The sequence below is a fragment of the Pseudonocardia aurantiaca genome (assembly GCF_039526725.1).
GTDB lineage: Bacteria > Actinomycetota > Actinomycetes > Mycobacteriales > Pseudonocardiaceae > Pseudonocardia > Pseudonocardia aurantiaca.
In genome coordinates, this window is sequence record NZ_BAAAJG010000016.1 from 319,066 (window position 1) to 334,457 (window position 15,392).

Annotated in this window: 19 protein-coding genes; 6 read left to right on the plus strand and 13 right to left on the minus strand. The window is 73.8% G+C overall.

What is annotated here, in order from left to right:
* Positions 1 to 107 precede the first annotated feature (107 nt).
* A complete protein-coding gene (locus tag ABD143_RS26110) occupies positions 108 to 668 on the plus strand; it encodes a class I SAM-dependent methyltransferase (RefSeq protein ID WP_343983991.1) in 561 nt (186 codons plus the stop codon).
* Here ABD143_RS26110 and ABD143_RS26115 read toward each other — a convergent pair.
* From ABD143_RS26115 to ABD143_RS26145, 7 genes are all read right to left on the minus strand, one after another.
* Positions 665 to 1,282, minus strand: a complete 618-nt coding sequence (locus ABD143_RS26115; RefSeq protein ID WP_343983747.1) for a response regulator transcription factor — start codon at positions 1,280 to 1,282, stop codon at positions 665 to 667. The two genes, ABD143_RS26110 and ABD143_RS26115, sit on opposite strands and share 4 nt — an antisense overlap.
* Positions 1,279 to 2,445: a sensor histidine kinase gene (locus tag ABD143_RS26120; RefSeq protein WP_343983749.1), complete on the minus strand. Its 1,167-nt coding sequence runs from the start codon at positions 2,443 to 2,445 to the stop codon at positions 1,279 to 1,281. Before ABD143_RS26120 ends, ABD143_RS26115 begins: the two co-directional genes overlap by 4 nt.
* Before the next feature lie 8 nt (positions 2,446 to 2,453).
* Positions 2,454 to 3,236, minus strand: a complete 783-nt coding sequence (locus ABD143_RS26125; protein WP_343983752.1) for an ABC transporter permease — start codon at positions 3,234 to 3,236, stop codon at positions 2,454 to 2,456.
* Positions 3,233 to 4,144, minus strand: coding sequence for an ABC transporter ATP-binding protein (locus ABD143_RS26130; protein WP_343983756.1), 912 nt, complete (start codon positions 4,142 to 4,144; stop codon positions 3,233 to 3,235). Before ABD143_RS26130 ends, ABD143_RS26125 begins: the two co-directional genes overlap by 4 nt.
* 75 nt (positions 4,145 to 4,219) lie before the next feature.
* The gene (locus ABD143_RS26135) at positions 4,220 to 5,095 is read right to left on the minus strand and encodes a Rieske (2Fe-2S) protein (protein WP_343983759.1); all 876 of its coding nucleotides are present in this window, start codon (positions 5,093 to 5,095) and stop codon (positions 4,220 to 4,222) included.
* A gap of 54 nt (positions 5,096 to 5,149) precedes the next feature.
* Entirely contained in the window at positions 5,150 to 5,833 is a 684-nt protein-coding gene (locus ABD143_RS26140) for a DUF1990 family protein (protein WP_343983762.1), read from the minus strand.
* A gap of 38 nt (positions 5,834 to 5,871) precedes the next feature.
* A complete protein-coding gene (locus ABD143_RS26145) occupies positions 5,872 to 6,069 on the minus strand; it encodes a hypothetical protein (RefSeq protein ID WP_343983993.1) in 198 nt (65 codons plus the stop codon).
* A gap of 32 nt (positions 6,070 to 6,101) precedes the next feature.
* Here ABD143_RS26145 and ABD143_RS26150 point away from each other — a divergent pair, with 32 nt between their 5' ends.
* Entirely contained in the window at positions 6,102 to 6,857 is a 756-nt protein-coding gene (locus ABD143_RS26150; RefSeq protein ID WP_343983764.1) for a DUF1990 family protein, read from the plus strand.
* 147 nt (positions 6,858 to 7,004) lie between these two features.
* Here the strand turns inward: ABD143_RS26150 and ABD143_RS26155 are convergent, their stop codons facing one another.
* Entirely contained in the window at positions 7,005 to 8,195 is a 1,191-nt protein-coding gene (locus ABD143_RS26155; RefSeq protein WP_343983767.1) for a cytochrome P450, read from the minus strand.
* A 29-nt stretch (positions 8,196 to 8,224) separates the two neighbouring features.
* Positions 8,225 to 8,833 carry a TetR/AcrR family transcriptional regulator gene (locus ABD143_RS26160; RefSeq protein ID WP_343983770.1) on the minus strand — a complete coding sequence of 203 codons (609 nt, stop codon included), beginning with the start codon at positions 8,831 to 8,833 and terminating at the stop codon, positions 8,225 to 8,227.
* Positions 8,834 to 8,977: 144 nt separating this feature from the next.
* On the opposite strand from ABD143_RS26160, the gene ABD143_RS26165 reads away from it, so the two are divergent.
* A complete protein-coding gene (locus ABD143_RS26165) occupies positions 8,978 to 9,247 on the plus strand; it encodes a hypothetical protein (protein WP_343983773.1) in 270 nt (89 codons plus the stop codon).
* Between the two features lie 164 nt (positions 9,248 to 9,411).
* On the opposite strand, the gene ABD143_RS26170 is transcribed toward ABD143_RS26165, so the two are convergent.
* Together ABD143_RS26170 and ABD143_RS26175 are read right to left on the minus strand one after the other, a co-directional pair.
* Complete coding sequence (locus ABD143_RS26170; RefSeq protein ID WP_343983776.1) at positions 9,412 to 9,825, minus strand: SsgA family sporulation/cell division regulator; 414 nt, start codon at positions 9,823 to 9,825, stop codon at positions 9,412 to 9,414.
* A gap of 211 nt (positions 9,826 to 10,036) precedes the next feature.
* The gene (locus tag ABD143_RS26175) at positions 10,037 to 10,522 is read right to left on the minus strand and encodes a hypothetical protein (protein WP_343983779.1); all 486 of its coding nucleotides are present in this window, start codon (positions 10,520 to 10,522) and stop codon (positions 10,037 to 10,039) included.
* Positions 10,523 to 10,641: 119 nt separating this feature from the next.
* On the opposite strand from ABD143_RS26175, the gene ABD143_RS26180 reads away from it, so the two are divergent.
* A complete protein-coding gene (locus ABD143_RS26180) occupies positions 10,642 to 12,342 on the plus strand; it encodes an AMP-binding protein (protein ID WP_343983782.1) in 1,701 nt (566 codons plus the stop codon).
* Positions 12,343 to 12,496: 154 nt separating this feature from the next.
* Positions 12,497 to 12,724 (plus strand): hypothetical protein, encoded by a 228-nt coding sequence (locus ABD143_RS26185; RefSeq protein WP_343983785.1) that lies wholly within the window; start codon positions 12,497 to 12,499, stop codon positions 12,722 to 12,724.
* Here ABD143_RS26185 and ABD143_RS26190 read toward each other — a convergent pair.
* Entirely contained in the window at positions 12,703 to 13,341 is a 639-nt protein-coding gene (locus tag ABD143_RS26190) for a flavin reductase family protein (RefSeq protein WP_343983787.1), read from the minus strand. The genes ABD143_RS26185 and ABD143_RS26190 overlap by 22 nt on opposite strands.
* Positions 13,342 to 13,347: 6 nt before the next feature.
* On the opposite strand from ABD143_RS26190, the gene ABD143_RS26195 reads away from it, so the two are divergent.
* Positions 13,348 to 14,421 (plus strand): cobalamin biosynthesis protein, encoded by a 1,074-nt coding sequence (locus tag ABD143_RS26195; RefSeq protein WP_343983790.1) that lies wholly within the window; start codon positions 13,348 to 13,350, stop codon positions 14,419 to 14,421.
* Between the two features lie 107 nt (positions 14,422 to 14,528).
* Here the strand turns inward: ABD143_RS26195 and ABD143_RS26200 are convergent, their stop codons facing one another.
* Positions 14,529 to 15,377, minus strand: coding sequence for an SURF1 family cytochrome oxidase biogenesis protein (locus tag ABD143_RS26200; protein ID WP_343983792.1), 849 nt, complete (start codon positions 15,375 to 15,377; stop codon positions 14,529 to 14,531).
* Between the last annotated feature and the right edge of the window lie 15 nt (positions 15,378 to 15,392).

Here is a 15,392-nt window from a genome sequence, read left to right on the forward strand (position 1 = left end):
GCGGCGACTCGCGCGGGAGGGCTTCGCCTCCCTCCCCGCGAGTCGCTGGTTTGCGTGTGTGAGTTGTTGGGTTTTGGGTTTGCTGCCTTACCGTGCCGGGTGTGCCGATGAACCTGTTGCACCGTCGCATATGCCGTTCGGACTCGTGGGCACTGCGCATGCACTCCCAGGTGCTGCCTTGGGCGTGCAAGGCGGTTCCGCTCGACGGCGACGTGCTGGAGATCGGCCCCGGCTACGGCGTCACGACGCGCTGGCTGCTCGACCAGGGCGCGCACGTCACGGCCGTGGAGGTGGACCCCGACCTCGCCGGCGGCCTGCGCCGCGAGTTCGACGGCCGGGTCGACGTCCACACCGGCGACGGCGCGGCGCTCCCGTTCCCCGACGGATCCTTCGACACCGTCGTCTGCTTCACGATGCTGCACCACGTGCCCTCGCCCGGGCACCAGGACCGGATGTTCGCCGAGGTGGCGCGGGTGCTCCGGCCGGGCGGGACGTTCGCGGGTTCGGACAGCCGCGTGAACCTGCGGTTCCGGCTGCTGCACATCGGCGACACGATGGTCGCGGTCGACCCGGGCGCCCTGCCCGACCGGCTCCGCGCGGCCGGGCTGGAGGACGTGGACGTCGACGTGGTCCCGCGCTCGCTCCGGTTCCGGGCCACTCGCGGCTAGAGCCAGCCCTCGTCCAGCGCCGTGCGGTAGGCCTCGGCGCGCGACGGGACGCCGAGCTTCGTCGCGATGGCGGCGAGGTGGTTGCGGACCGTGCCCTGGGACAGCTGCACCCGCCGGGCCACCGCCGTCACCGGAGTGTCGAGCCCGGCGGCGCGCAGGACGTCCAGCTCGCGGGGTGTGAGCGGGCATGGGCGCGCGGTGAGGGCGTCGGCGGCCAGCGCGGGGTCGACGTAGCGCGCGCCGCGGTGCACGCGCCGGATCACGTCGGCCAAAGCCCCGCCCGGCGCGCCTTTCGGGAGGAAGCCCCTGGCCCCGGCGGTGAGCGCGCGCTGCAGGTGCGGCGGGCGACCGTGCCCGGTCAGGATCACCACGGCGCACGACGGCGCGGCCGTCGCGAGCTCGGCGGCCACCGCGATCCCGTCGAGATGGGGCATCTCCAGGTCCACGACGGCGACGTCCGGGCGGTGCGCCACGGTCGATTCGACCGCGGCCCGCCCGTCGCCCGCCTGCGCGACGACGTCGAGGTCGGGTTCGAGAGCGAGCAGGGCGGCGATCGCGGTGCGGATCAGCTCCTCGTCGTCGGCGAGCAAGACCCGGATCGGCCGGTCGTTCACGGGGCGGCCACCGGGATCGCCGCGTCGAGGGTGAACACTCCGCCCGCCACGGACGTGCGCAGCCGTCCGCCGGACTCGGCGAGGCGCTCGTCGAGACCGCGCAACCCGGAGCTGTGTCCGTCGGGCGCGGCGAGGGCCGGGACGCCGTCGTTGGCCACGGTCATCCGGACCTCGTCGCCGCTTCGCACGACCTCGATCGTGCACCAGCGGGCCCGGCTGTGGCGCAACACGTTGGTGCTGGCCTCGCGCACGGTCGCGGCGAGCCCCGCGGTGACCGGCTCGGGCAGCTCTCCGGCCGCGGACGTCACTGTGCACCGCACACCGGACGAGCGCAGCACCTGCGCGATCGCGGCGAGCTGGGCGTTCAGGTCGACGGCCCGGTAGCCGTGCACCACCGCCCGCATCTCGGCCAGCGCGTCCGCGGCCAGCTCGCGCACCTCGCCCGACTCCCGGCCCGCCCGTGCGGGGTCGGCGACGGCGAGCCGCTCGGCCAACTCGGCCTTGAGCGCGATCACCGACAGGTGGTGGCCGAGCAGGTCGTGCACGTCGCGGGCGAAGCGCAGGCGTTCCTCCGCGGCGGCGAGCCGGGCGGCGGAGTCCCGTCCGGCTCGGGCGTCCAGCACCAGGCTCCACAGCGAGACGGGCAGCCAGTTCATGGCGAGCACCGCGGCCCCGAATCCGGCCGTGATCAGCGCGTACGCGGCGGCCGAGCCTCCTGTCCAGGCGCCGACGCCCGCCGCGAGGCCGGTGGTCAGCAGGGCGACGGCGGCCCCGGCGGCTGGACGGGCGAGCAGCGGCGCCGACCCGACGACGGTCGCGCCGACCCACGCCCAGGTCCGCCAACCGTCGGGGCCAAGTGAGCCCACCGGGGCGACCAGCGGAACCGACGCGACCACCGCCACGGCGAAGGCCGCAAGCAGTCGGCGGCGGCTGGCGGGGGCGAGCCCGGGGGTGGCGGCTGCGAGCAGCGCACCCGCCTGCGTGGCAGCGACGGCGAGGACGCCCACCGCGCCGAGCACCCGCCACAGCGGGCGCGGCTCGGAGACGAGCCCGATCGACGGCATCACGAGCGTCGTCACGACGGTCACGGCGAGGGAGAGCAGCACGGCCGCTCGCGCCCGCCCCAGCCTGGGGTCGGGCGCGGACGGACCGGCCGCTGGCACGGTCGTGATCATCCCCGGCGCGGGTCCCACCGCACCAGCCGACGGGCCGCGAGCGCCGCCACGACCAGCCACAGGACCAGCACACCGATGGACGCAAGGGCGCCGGCCGGGCCGGCGGTGCCCAGCCAGCCGCTGCGCACGAGCTCCGTCATCGACCCGAGCGGCAGCAGCAGACCGACGAGCGCGGGGACGGAGCCGACTATGGCGACCGGGATCAGCACACCGGGCGTCGCGAGGAACACCGACACCGACGGCAGGGTCGTGAGGAGCGCGGCCTCCGAGCTGCGCGTCACCCCGGAGAGCGCTGCCGAGAGCGCGGCCAGCACCGCCCCGCAGAGCACGATCCCGGCGAGCATCGTCCACGGTTGTGCCGGCAGGGGCAGGCCGAGCACCAGCACCCCGAACGCGACGAGCAGCACCGCCTGCCCCGCGAACACGGTGAGGCCGCCGAGCGCGGTCCCGAGGAGGATCGTCCGGTCCTGGAGGACACCTGCGCGCAGGCGCTTGAGCACACCCTCCTGCCTGCGCGTCGCATAGACGGCGGTGAGGTGGTAGTGCACGGAGAACACCGCCGCCATGCCCATCGCGCCGGCCACGCCGTGTACGCCGGTCACCGGGTCGTCGCTGTGGGCGCGGGCGAGCAGGAACCCGAACAGCAGCGGCGTCACCGCCGCCACCAGCGCGGCACTCCAGTTGCGGCGCAACAGGAGCAGCTCCATCCGGAGCAATGCATTGAGCGGGCCGGGCGCGTCCGCCGTCCGCCGGGTCCTCGTCGTGGTGGGGGCGGTCATCGTCCGGTCTCCGATCCGCTCGTGGCGGCGATGCCGAGGAAGACGTCCTCGAGTGAGGCGGGGCGGGCGCTGAGCCCGGCGAGGACCGTTCCGGTGCGCCCGGCCCAGCCGAGCAACTCGGCGAGGTCGGCCTGCAGGTCGCGGCTGCGGTAGCCGACGGTCTCGGCGTCGATGTCGCGGACGGCGTTGGCCAGTCGCGGCGGTTCGAGAGGCGGGCGCGTGAACGTGATGCGCGCCGGCAGGGCGGCCACAACCTCGGCCGGGCTGCCCTCGGCGACGATCCGGCCCGCGTGCAGGATCGTCACGCGATCGGCGAGCGCCTCGGCCTCCTCCAGGTAATGCGTGGTCAGCAGCACTGTTGTGCCCGCCCGGCGCAGCTCGCCCACCGCGTCCCAGGTGCGGCGGCGAGAAGCCGGGTCCATGCCGGTGGTGGGCTCGTCGAGGAACAGCAGCTCGGGCCGGCCGAGCACAGCGAGGGCGAGCTCCAGGCGGCGGTGCTCCCCGCCGGAGAGCTGGGCCACGGGGACGCCGCCGCGGTCGGCCAGCCCGACCAGCTCCAGCGTCTCGGTCACCGGCCGCGCACCCCGGGTGAACGAGCGCCAGGTGCGCACCGTCTCAGCCACCGTGAGCAGGCCGGAGAGCCCGCCGTCCTGCAGCATCACGCCCGTGCGGGGCCGCACGGCGGTGCGGTCGCGCGCCGGGTCGCAGCCGAAGATCCGCACACTGCCGCCGTCGGGCTCCTGCAGCCCTTCGAGCGTCTCGACGGTGGTGGTCTTGCCCGCGCCGTTCGTGCCGAGCAGGGCGTGCAGCTCGCCCCGCCCGACGTGCAGCGATATGCCGCGAACCGCCTCGTGGTCGCCGTAGCGCCGCCGTAGCTCGGTGGCTTCGATGATCGTGTCGGTCTCCATGCCGACGACTCTCGGGCCGTCCGCCGGTAGGCGGCACCGGCGAAACGCACGGCCGGACCGTGCGGAGTGGGTCGGTCAGAGAGTGGGAGCCCCCGCGCTCTCGACGATCCGGGCCTGCACGTCCCCGTCGACCACCCGCGCCTCGAATCGGGGGACGGCCGCGGTGGCGGGCCCGTGCACGACGCACCCGTCGTCGAGCCGGAACTCGCTGCCGTGCCACGGGCAGACGACGCGACGATCCCCGTCGCTGCCGATGACCTCGCCCTCCGACAGCGGCGCCGCGAGGTGCGGGCAGCTGTCGGAGAGTGCGGTGACCTCGGAGCCGCGCCGAAGGACGAAGACCGGCACGTCACCGGCTTCGCGACGGACCGGGGTGCCGTCCGGGAGGTCGGTCAGCGCGCCGAGCGAGCGCCAGTCGTGCGGGGCGAGGTCGCGCACCCGGTCGGCGTGGTTGGGCCCGAGCGACTGGTGGTAGGCAAGGTGCCCGCCGAGGGTGGCGCCGACGGCGCTGACCGCCGCACCCGCCAGGGAGAGGAGCCGGCCGCTGCGACCCCGAGCCCGTTGAACGAGGCTCCCGGCGTAGCAGCTGATCGCGACGGCATTGGTGGCCGCGTGGACGAGGCCGACCCGCTGCTGGTCCGGGTTCGACGTCGACCAGTCCGTCCAACCGGTCGCCACGGTCGGCGGCGCGAGCAGCAGCCCGGTGGCGATGAGGCCGGTGGAGGTGCGGCGCCGCCCGCCAACGGCGTCGATCAGGGATGCGGACACCAACGTCCCGAGCGTCGCCTGCACCAGCACCGGGTGCACGGGATGGCCGAGCCAGACGCCGTGCAGTGCGTCCTCGACGCGCCGGTCGGACAGGAGCTTCCGGACTCGGGTGCGGATCGCCGCGGCCGGCCCGTCGAGCGCCTCGGCGCGCTCCAGCCGGCTGATCTGCTCTAAAGGCCACATGAACCCGGGATTGCCCGTCCTCGTGCCGGCTAACCGGCTCTGCGTAGACGGGCGTCAGTGGCCGGGGTGCAGGAAACGCAGCGTGAAGGTCTCGAACCGGCCCGGCTCGACGCCGCTCGGGGCGCGCACGAGCCCGTCCGTTCCCGGCTGCGGCGGCGCGGGCGGGTCCGCCATCAGCCGGTGCAACCGGGCCAGCGCGTGACGGTAGAACCGCAGCTGCGTATAGCGTCCGAAGAGCCGGAACCCGAGCCGGAACAGCGGGTTGGCGATCGGGGCGCGGCGGGAGTGCGCGACGATCCGGAACTCGACGCGCCCCGTCCCCAGCTCCTTCGCCACCTCGTAGCCGAGCCGGCCCTGCTCCAGGTGCCCGCGCAGCGTCTGGTACGACCAGCCGACCACCCGCTCCGGCCCGTTCGGCCCGTCGCGCATTTCGTCCAGCTGGGCGGTGATGCGCACGCCGAGGAGGAAGCGGAGGAAGAGGAACCGGCCCTCCAGCAGCATGTCGCGGCCGACGAGGCCGCCGGGATGGTGGAAGGCAGCGCGCAGGATGCGCGGGTCGCTGAACTCGTAGCTGTTGACCAGCACGGCCGCCGTCTCCACGAGCCCCCCGGGCACCGGCTCGCCTGGCGGCTCGTGGCCGACCTCGATCACCCTCCGGTCCCGGTGCCACCCCTCCACGACGAACGGGGGAGCCTGCGCCTCGTCGTAGTTGACGGGGCGGTGGCGCAGCTCGGCCACGGCATCAGCGAGCGTGGGTAGGCTGCGCAATCCGGCGCTCAACGCCCGGCTGCGCGTTCGGCCGCGTCCCCCAACAGCCAGAGCATCGACGGCCACAACCCCACGAATATCGCGCGGCGCTCCGCGTTGCCCCGCTCCTCTTGGTCGACGGTCTTGGCGCGCAGCCAGAGGCTCACGCACAGCCCGACCGACGCAACGGATGCCCCGTGCAACGCGACCGCCGACCAGCGCAGCATTCCGGTGGGGATCACGACGAGCGGGTACCCGCGTGATCGTGGTCCTACCCGCCCGCTCTCGTGAGATCCCCGGAACGCGCCTGCACCGCGTCGCGGTCGTCATGCGGTGGCCCCTCGGCCTGGCCAGGGTGAGCTGGCGCTATCTCTGGCGCATCACGCCTGTGCACCGCACCGAGACGACGGGGGACGAGCGCGACCTGCCGGAGCCGATCCCTGCTGAGGTGTACGACGAGGACGTCCAGCGGGTCGAGGACGGCGTCGGGCCGATGCTGCGCCGTCGGTACTCGGTCTGCGTTACCGGGACCGACGTCGACCCCGACGTGGTGCTCGGGCGGTTCGCGGGCGACCCGAACTGCGGGGCCCCGGCCGAGGTCGCCGTGTTCGAGAAGATCCGCGGCGAACCCGCCGCGCTCTGCGTCGGTGACGAGTTCCTGATCCGGATGCCGGGGCCATGGAACGGGCCGGTGCGGGTGATCGCGCAATCGCCCACCTCGTTCCGGCTGGCCACGCTGCGCGGTCACCTGGAGGCGGGGCAGATCGAGTTCCGCTGCCGCCGCGAGGAGGACCGCCTGCTGTTCGAGATCGATTCGTCGGCGCGCTCCGGCGACCGGCTGTCCCACCTTCTCTACGACCGGCTCAAGCTGGCGAAGGAGATCCAGCTCAACCTGTGGGTTGAGACGTGTCTGCGGCTGGCTCGCGACACCGGCGGACGCACCCGCGGCGGCGTCCGCGTGGAGACCCGCCGCCTCCCCGAAGCCCTGACCCCCTCCCCGCGAGTCGGGGTGTGAGCGTGCGAGTCGGGGCTGTGCGGGGGGAGCAACACGCACCCAGGGCGCGACTCGCGCGCACCCAGGCCCCGACTCGCGTGCCTTTCTGCAGCGACTCGCGCACCCCTTTCCGGCGACTCGCGCGCTCTTTTGCAGCGACTCGCGGGGTCAGGTCCAGGTCAGGGGGAGGGTGAGGGGGCCGCGGGCCAGGGTGCCCTTGCGCCACTCCACGTCCTCGGCGGGCACCCCCAGGCGCAGGTCGGGGAACTCGCGCAGGAGCCCGCCGATCGCCTCCTGCAGCTCCATGCGCGCGAGCTGCGCGCCGAGACAGTGGTGGGCGCCGTGGCCGAAGCCGACGTGGTGGTTGGTGGCGCGGTCGAGCACGAGGGCGGTGGCCTCCTCGAACACGGCGGGGTCGCGGTTGGCGGCGTGCACCGCCACCATCACGGCCTCCCCGGCGCGCACGGTGACGCCGGACAGCTGCACGTCCTCCGTCGCGATGCGGGCGAACCCGGCGGATGCGCCGAGCGGGATGAAGCGGAGCAGCTCCTCCACACCTGCGGCGACGACCGCAGGGCCCCCGCGCAGCGCGTCGCCGCGGTCGGGGCGGGTGAGGAGAGTGAACGCGATGTTCCCGATCTGGTTCATGGTGGTCTCGTGGCCGGCGACGAGGATCCCGACGCCCATCCCGATGAGCTCGCCCTCGTTCAGGCGGTCGCCCTCGTCGCGGGCGCTGACGAGCGCGCCGAGGAGGTCGTCGGTCGGCTGCGCCCGCCGCTGCGCCACGAGCCCGGCCATGTAGGAGAACAGCTCGTTCATCGCGGCGGCGCGCTCGTCCGGGCTCATCGCCGATGTCGAGAGGGCGGCGTCGGCCCCGGCCCGGAAGATGGTGCGGTCCTCGACGGGCACGCCGAGCAGCTCGCAGATGATCGTGACGGGCAGCGGCACGGACAGGTGCTCCACGAGGTCGGCGCCCGGGCCCTCGGCGCGCATCCCGGCGAGCATCTGCGCGGTCAGCTCGGCGGCGCGCGGGCGCAGCTCCTCGACCCGGCGCACGGTGAACGCCCTGGCCACGATCTTGCGCAGGCGCGTGTGCTCCGGCGGGTCCATGTTCAGGATCGAGTTGGCCAGGTGGTCGATCTCCGGCCGCAGTCGCGGGACGTCGCGGCCGACCACGGCGGCGCGACTGAACCTCGCGTCACCGAGCACCGTGCGCACGTCCGTGTGCCGGACGGCGAGCCAGGCCTCCCCGCCGTAGGGCAGGCGCACGCGGGACACGGGTTCGTCGCGCAGCAGCGTGGCGTAGGTCGGGTCGAGCTCGAGGCGGTCGGGATCGGAGAACGGGTAGGCGCGAGTCATGACATCTCCCCATGGATGTAAGCAATCGCTTACTTGTGGAGAATACGCCGCTGTGGCTCCAGGAGCACCCGGGCCGCCCGCAGCACGTGCTCGGTAACGACCTGCGGGTCGTGCAGCGGACCGGCGCGCAGGGCGCCGCGCATGAGCGAGATGCCGAGCAGCCATGCCAGCAGCAGGTCGGCGCGCACGCGGGCGTCGTCCGGGTCGTCGGAGTCGACGAGCGAGGCGAACGCGGCCGAGTAGGCGGAGCCGAGCTGGTTGCGCACCTCCTCGGCCACCTGGGTGCTCCCGGCGGCGAGCAGCACCGCCATCAGCGGCTGCGGGCCCCGGTCGGCCTGGTCGGCGAGTATCGCGGCCAGGGTGCGCTCCAGCAGGTCCTCCCGAGGCCCGTCGGCCAGCAGTCCCATCGCCTGCCCCAGCACCGCCTCGGCGAACAGGCCCTCCTTGTTGCCGAAGTAGCGGAAGAGCAGCGCCTGGTTCACCCCGGCCCGGTCGGCCACCGCCCGCACTGTCGTGGCGTCGTAGCCCACCGTCGCGAACAGCTCGCTCGCAGCCGTGATGAGGGCGCGCCGGGTAGCCGCCGAATCCCGCTGCCGGGCGCCGACCGTCGGCGGCCGGTCCGGTCGGGGTTCGGTCATGGCTGGTCTCCTGCCTTGTCGGGGCGCGTCGTTGCGTCGCGATCAGAACACATCGGCGGGCGTGTGGCGGGCCGAGGCCTGGGGTATCCGGGCCGGGTTCCCACTCCGCTACCGACCAACACGATCCGGAGGTGCACCGCCGCCATGGCGCAGCGCGACTACGGCTCGAGCGGCCCGGCGGGGGCGCCCGCCCTGGAGGACCCGGAGCTGGAGGCAGTGGAGCTGGTGGCAGTGGAGCTGGAAGCGGTGGTCGGCGACGACGGGCAGGCAGAGCAGGCCATGACGGACGCCGCCCGCGACCTCGATGCGGAACGGTCGGACGGCGCCGCGCGGATCGATGCTTCGCGGGGCTCGGACGGCGCGGTCGCGCCCGCGTCGGGCCGGCAGGACGCCGGGCCTGACGTCTGGCGCTAGCCGGCTGTGAATCGGGGTGTCGCGGTGCCGGGAGCGGTGGGGGAGCGGACCGGCGGCAAGGGAAGTAAGCGGTTGTGCACCGGCGGGCCGGTGCGGGTGGCGGCCGACGTCGGCGCGGGCGGGGGCGGCGGCGGTCGGGTCGGAGACGTGCCGGCCGGCGATTTCTACTCGGCGCAGCTCTGGGTGATCTTCGCGATCTCCACGTCCAGGTCCATCCGGTCCGCCTCGTCACCGGGCGCAACCAGGTCGATGCTGGCCTCGACGAAGTGCCGGAGCAGGTCGCGGTCGACCTCCAGGACGGCATGCCCGTCGTGGGAGTGGATCTCGATCTGCACGATGTCATAGCCCTGCACGACCTGCGGGCTCATCCGGACGTCGCCCTCACCGGAGGGACCGGCGAGCGACTCGACCACGAGGTCCCGCGCCACCAGCCACTCGACCCACCGGTCGTGCCTGGTGCGGACGGCGAGGGAGACCGCGAAGGGGTCGTTGACGGAGTAGCTCCATCGCGTCACGACCGGCGCGGGCTGCCCGTGGAGAACCGTGAACATGTCCTGCTGGACGGAGTCGCTCGTCATCGTCGTCGCCTCCTGGCGATCCCGGGCCGCCCGCTCGTGCGGCGGCGTTACCGGCTCATCGCCACGGTCCGCCGGAACGCTGCACCTGGAGCCGATCTTCACTCGAACAAGTGAGCGGAAACACCCGTGCGCACAGAGGGTCGCGACGCTTCGAAGCGGCTGAACAGCACAGCGTGACGTCTGCGGGCCGTCCGACCGATGGGTCCGGGCGTCAGACGGGGCGCTCCGCCGTCACCACCCAGATCCCGGTGTCGCCGGTGCGGGCCGGCTGGGCGAGGGTCAGCGTGAGGCGCTCGCCGTCCGGGTTGCGGACGTCGACGCTCGTGCCGTCAGGCCCCGGGTACGCCTCGGCGCCGGCCCAGCCGTGCGCCGCGGCGGCGTAGGAGATCGCCACCTCGGAGGGGTCGAGCAGCCACGGCTGGGAGCCGGAGTCGGCGGCGGTCTGGAGCGCTGCGGCGTCGGCCGCGCTGTGGGCCGGCCACGGAAGCTCCACCGGTTGGGCGGGCTCGGTCGCTCGGCCGCCCGTCGGCCCGGAGGGCGTGCCCGAGTCCCGCGTGCCCGATGGGGCCGAGCTCGCCGTGGCCGGTCCCGCTGGGCCCGGGGCGATGGAGCCGGGGGCGTTGCCGCAGGCGGCGAGCACGAGACCGGCGAGCAGGGCCGCCGCGGCGGGCGCCGCCGCCCGGAGGAGACGGGTCACCCCGTCCACGGTAGGCCGGGCCGTCCGGTCGGGCAGTGCTCCCGGCCCGGCACGTACGAGGGACAGGACGCCCGGCTTATGGTGCGGGTCAGCAGAGCGGCTACTCCCCGAGGTGAGACATGAACCCGCCGGCAGCGTCCCCCTCCGTCGCGGCTTTCCACGCGGCGCGCGAGTTCCTCGTGGCCCATCGTGAGGACTACGAGACCGCATACCGCGACTTCCGATGGCCCGAGATCGACGAGTTCAACTGGGCGCTCGACCACTTCGACGCCGTCGGAGCCGACCCCGGACGCGGCGGCGCGCGGGCCCTGTGGATCGTCGAGCAGGACGGCAGCGAGGCGCACTGGAGCTTCGCCGAGCTGTCGGCGCGGTCGAACCAGGTGGCCAACTGGTTGCGCGACCACGGCGTGGCCAGGGGAGACCGGATCATCCTCATGCTCGGCAACCAGGTCGAGCTGTGGGAGACGCTGCTCGCGGCGATGAAGCTCGGCGCCGTCGTCATCCCGGCCACCACATTGCTGACCGCCGCCGATCTGCGCGACCGCCTCGACCGGGGTCGCGCCAAGCACGTGGTGGTGGGCGGGGCCGACGCCGGCAAGTTCAACGACGTCGAGGGTGACTACACGCGCATCGCGGTCCGGGGTGCACCCGAGGGCTGGCTCGACTACAGCGACGCCGCGGCGGCGTCGGCCGAGTTCACCCCGGACGGCGTCACCCGCGGCTCCGACACGCTGCTGCTCTATTTCACCTCCGGCACCACGGCGAAGCCGAAGCTCGTGGAGCACACGCACGCGTCCTACCCCGTCGGGCACCTCTCCACGATGTACTGGATCGGCCTCGCGCCGGGCGACGTCCACCTCAACATCTCCTCGCCGGGCTGGGCCAAGCATGCGTGGAGCAACGTCTTCGCGCCGTGGATCGCCGAGTCGTGCGTGCTCGTCATGAACTACTCGAAGTTCGACGCCGAGAGTGTGCTCGGGGTGCTCGACCGCTGCGGGGTCACGAGCTTCTGCGCGCCGCCGACCGTCTGGCGGATGCTCATTCAGGCCGACCTGTCGGGCCTCGCGAACCCGCCGGCCAAGGTCGTCGGTGCGGGGGAGCCGCTCAACCCCGAGGTGATCGAGCAGATCGAGAAGGCGTGGGGCGTGCGGATCCGCGACGGCTTCGGCCAGACCGAGAGCACCGTGCAGATCGGCAACCCGCCCGGCCAGGCCGTGAAGCCCGGGTCGATGGGGCGCCCGATCCCCGGCTACCCGATCGTGCTGGTCGACCAGACGACGGGGCAGCCGGCCGAGGAGGGCGAGATCTGCGTCGACCTCTCGCAGCGGCCGCTAGGGCTCATGGTCGGCTACCACGGCGACCCGGAGCGCAACGCCGAGGCGATGGCGGGCGGCTACTACCATACCGGCGACGTCGGCTCCCGCGACGCGGACGGCTACATCACCTACGTCGGGCGCGCCGACGACGTGTTCAAGGCGTCGGACTACCGGATCAGCCCGTTCGAGCTGGAGAGCGTGCTCATCGAGCACCCGGCGGTCGCCGAGGCGGCCGTGGTGCCCTCACCGGACTCGCTGCGCCTGGCGGTCCCGAAGGCGTACGTGGTGCTGGCGGCCGGGTACGAGCCGAGTGAGGAGACGGCCCGGTCGATCCTCGAGTTCGCCCGCGACAACCTCGCCCCGTACAAGCGGATCCGGCGCCTGGAGTTCGCCGCGCTCCCGAAGACGATCTCCGGGAAGATCCGCCGCGTGGAACTGCGGGGCCGGGAGCAGGAGGTGCACGCCGACGTCACCGCGACGCCACCCGGGGAGTTCACTCTATGAGGTGATCGCGGCGAGCGGCGGCATGCCGGCGGCGATCGGTAGCGCGCAACATTGTGGCGTACAGCACCTGGCACCGATCGTCGCTTGGAGCCCGTTCGGCGACAGGGCCAGACCGGCGGAATTTCGGCACCCACTGCCGGAAGTTGCACCGGGTGTGACGCAATCGCACTCGCCCGGCGCCATGGCCGACGTCATGGCGGGCATGCCGGAGGTCTGGCGACGCCTGCTCGCCGCCCACGTCCCGGACCGGTTGGGGCGCTGTACCGGCTGCCGCTCCGCCAACGGCTCGGGCGAGCGATGGCCGTGCTCCCTGCACGGCATCGCCACCGACGCCCAGCGGCTCTACGGGCTGCGGCTCGGTCAGGCGGTCGGCGGCGAGTAGTGCCCGGGCCACTCGCGGTGCGGGATGCGGGTGATGTCGAGCACCTGGCCGATCGTCGACCACTCGTTGCGGCCCAGGCGGGCGAGCGGTTGCAGCTTGTCGATGGCGGGCAGCCCACCCCTGTGCGGGTCGCCGTCGAAGACGTCGGTGCGCACCGCCGCGTGCACCACCTGCCCCATCACGACCGTCGAGTCGCCCAGCTCCAGTGTCTGGTGCAGCCGGCACTCGAGCGCCACCGGTGACTCCGCGACGCGCGGTGGGGCGACCTCAACGCTCGGCTCCGGGGTGAGCCCGACCTCGGCGAACTCGCTGACGTCGTCGGGGAAGTCGGTGCCCGTGGCGTTGACCTGCTCGAACAGCGGTGCCGTCGCCAGGCACACGACGAACTCGCCGGTCTCGCGGACGTTGCGCAGCGAGTCCTTCTTCCCGACGCTCGTGAACTGCACGATCGGCGGGTCGACACACGAGACGGTGAAGAACGAGTGCGGCGCCAGGTTGTCAACGCCCGCGGCGGAGCGGCTGGAGACCCAGGCGATCGGGCGCGGCACCACCACCGACGTCAGCAGCTTGTAGAACCCCTGTGATCCCAGGTCGGCGGGGTCGAGTTCGGTGCGCATCACCCGATGATCCCCTCGCCGGTTAGCGTTCGGGCCGTGCGGGTGTGGGTGCGGCCGGCCGGGCTGCTGCTGGGTATGGCCGCCGACGCCGTGTTCGGCGACCCGCGGCGCGGCCACCCGGTCGCCGGGTTCGGCCGCCTCGCCGGGGCGCTGGAACGGCGCTGGTACGCCGACCGCCGCTCCGCGGGCGCGGCGTACACCGCGGTTCTCGTCGGCGCGGCCGCCGGGCTGGGCGTGCTGGTCGAGCGGGCCGCGGCCAGGCGTCCCGTATTCGGGGTACTGAACACTGCCGTGGCGACGTGGGCCGTCCTGGGCGGGTCGTCGCTCGCCGGCCACGGGGCGGCGCTCGCCCGCGAGCTCGCCGCGGGCGACTTGACTGCCGCCAGGGACCGCATTCCGTCGCTTTGCGGGCGGGACCCGGCCTCCCTCGACGCCGCCGGGATGGCGCGGGCGGGCACCGAGTCGCTGGCTGAGAACACCTCGGACGCCGTGGTCGCCCCGTTGTTCTGGGGCGCGGTGGCCGGGGTGCCGGGGCTGCTCGGCTACCGGGCGGTGAACACCCTCGACGCGATGGTCGGCTACCGCTCGGACCGCTACCGCCGCTTCGGCTGGGCGGCCGCCCGCCTCGACGACCTGGCCAACCTCGTCCCGGCGCGGGCGGCGGCGCTGCTGTTCGCGGGACTCGCCCCCGCCGTCGGCGGCTCGCCGGGCACGGCGCTGGCGGCCTGGCGCCGGGACGCGGCGACCCACCCGAGCCCCAACGCCGGCCCGGTCGAGGCTGCGGCAGCGGGGGCTCTGGGGGTGGGTCTCGGCGGCCGGACGGTCTACGCGCACGGCGTGGAGGAACGTCCGAGACTGGGGAGGGGCCGCGCACCCGTGCCGGCAGACCTGGCCCGCGCCGCCCACCTGTCCCGTCTCGTGGGCTGGGCGGCAGCAGGTGCCACAGCCGCCGCGGCGGCACTGAGCCCGAGATCCACCCCCTGGCCACACGCAACTCGCCCGCACTCAGACCCCGACTCGCGGGAATTGGGGCTTCACACCCGCGAGGCGGGGTGTGAGCGCGCGCGAGTCGGGGTGTGAATGCGCGCGAGTCGGGGTCTGGGTGCACGCGACTCGCGCGCACAAATCCAGCGACTCGCGCGCATTTCTGCCGCGACTCGCGGGAGACCCCGACCAGTCGGGGAGCCTCAGCGGCGGCCGTAGCGGTCGGCCAGTGGGGTCTCGCCCGGGTTCTCCGGCTCGTCCTCGCCCGACAGAGCGCGACGGATGGCGGCGCGTTCCGTGGCGCGGTCGGTGCCCTTGCGGCGCTGCAGCATCTCCAGGCGCACGAAGTAGACCAGGGCGAACAAGGCGATCGCACCGAAGGTGATCCACTGCAGGGCGTAGGAGAAGTTGGTGAACGGCGCTTCGCCGCCGCTGGTCGGGGCGACCTCGATCGGGGTGAGCACCCCCGGTTGGTCCGCGGAGAGCTGCAGGAAGCCCGGTTCGAGCGGGAGGCCGGTGGCCGCGGCGAGTGCACGCGAGTCGGCCGCATAGAGCTGGCGGTACCCGTCGGCCTCGAAGACCGGGCGGGCGCGCGGGTCGGTCTCGTCCACGCGCAGCCGCGCCGTCAGCGTGACCGGCCCGGTGGGCGCGAGGGCGATGGCCGGGGTGGTGCCGCCGCTGTCGGCGGTGACGCTGCCACGGTCGACCACGACGAGCCTGCCGTCGCTGGTGCGGAACGGGGTGAGCACCTCGACCGCGGGCTTGCCCGCCACCACCCGCAGCCGGACGAGCGCCTCCCCGTCGGGCACGTACGAGCCCGACAGGGTGACCTGCCGCCACTCGACGGCAGAGGTGACCGCCGAACCCGCGGGCACGAGCTCGCCGAGCGGGGCCGGTGGGATGGAGTACGAGGCGTCGATGGCCTGTTGCTGGGCGTCGCGCTGGGCCTCGCGGCCGAACTGCCACGGGGCGAGCAGCGCGTAACACGCGACCGCGAACCCGATGACCACCACGATGAGGGCGAGCCAGGCGGGACGCAGGAGGAAACGCACGGGGCAAGGCTACCG

Coding starts and splice junctions, on each gene's coding strand:
- ABD143_RS26110 (WP_343983991.1), top strand. CDS start 108: ATGAACCTGTTGCACCGTCGCATATGCCGTTCGGACTCGTGGGCACTG.
- ABD143_RS26125 (WP_343983752.1), bottom strand. CDS start 3,236: ATGACCGCCCCCACCACGACGAGGACCCGGCGGACGGCGGACGCGCCC.
- ABD143_RS26130 (WP_343983756.1), bottom strand. CDS start 4,144: ATGGAGACCGACACGATCATCGAAGCCACCGAGCTACGGCGGCGCTAC.
- ABD143_RS26135 (WP_343983759.1), bottom strand. CDS start 5,095: ATGTGGCCTTTAGAGCAGATCAGCCGGCTGGAGCGCGCCGAGGCGCTC.
- ABD143_RS26145 (WP_343983993.1), bottom strand. CDS start 6,069: ATGCTGCGCTGGTCGGCGGTCGCGTTGCACGGGGCATCCGTTGCGTCG.
- ABD143_RS26155 (WP_343983767.1), bottom strand. CDS start 8,195: ATGACTCGCGCCTACCCGTTCTCCGATCCCGACCGCCTCGAGCTCGAC.
- ABD143_RS26160 (WP_343983770.1), bottom strand. CDS start 8,833: ATGACCGAACCCCGACCGGACCGGCCGCCGACGGTCGGCGCCCGGCAG.
- ABD143_RS26165 (WP_343983773.1), top strand. CDS start 8,978: ATGGCGCAGCGCGACTACGGCTCGAGCGGCCCGGCGGGGGCGCCCGCC.
- ABD143_RS26170 (WP_343983776.1), bottom strand. CDS start 9,825: ATGACGAGCGACTCCGTCCAGCAGGACATGTTCACGGTTCTCCACGGG.
- ABD143_RS26180 (WP_343983782.1), top strand. CDS start 10,642: ATGAACCCGCCGGCAGCGTCCCCCTCCGTCGCGGCTTTCCACGCGGCG.
- ABD143_RS26190 (WP_343983787.1), bottom strand. CDS start 13,341: ATGCGCACCGAACTCGACCCCGCCGACCTGGGATCACAGGGGTTCTAC.
- ABD143_RS26195 (WP_343983790.1), top strand. CDS start 13,348: ATGATCCCCTCGCCGGTTAGCGTTCGGGCCGTGCGGGTGTGGGTGCGG.